Consider the following 454-nt stretch of genomic DNA (forward strand, 5'->3'; position numbering starts at 1 on the left):
GAGCCGAACGCATAACCTTGACGTTACCAATACATTCAAATGAATGATCTACGCCCCAACCTGTCATTTCTACAATCACTTGCTGAATAGGTTGGTCATAATCTTTTGGATTTAAGAAATCGGTAGCACCAAACTGTTTAGCAAGTTCAAATTTATCTGGGTTTGTATCTACGACAATAATGCGTCCTGCTTTCGCTTGGCGTGCACCTTGTACAACAGCTAAACCAATACCGCCTAAACCAAATACGGCAACAGAATCACCTTCTTGTACTTTTGCTGTGTTATGCACGGCGCCAATACCAGTTGTCACACCACATCCAAGTAAACAAACTTGTTCGTGATTCGCTTCAGGATTGATTTTAGCCAAAGAGACTTCTGCAACTACCGTATATTCACTAAAGGTTGAACAACCCATGTAATGGTAAATCGGTTCGCCGTTATATGAAAAACGTGT

Annotated in this window: 1 protein-coding gene; it reads right to left on the reverse strand. The window is 41.2% G+C overall.

The annotated features are described in order from the left end of the window. The coding region (locus GBI16_RS18485; RefSeq protein WP_151707643.1) for a zinc-binding dehydrogenase at positions 1–454 on the reverse strand (454 nt) is incomplete at both ends.

Source organism: Acinetobacter sp. TUM15064 (genome assembly GCF_008980265.1).
Lineage (GTDB): Bacteria > Pseudomonadota > Gammaproteobacteria > Pseudomonadales > Moraxellaceae > Acinetobacter.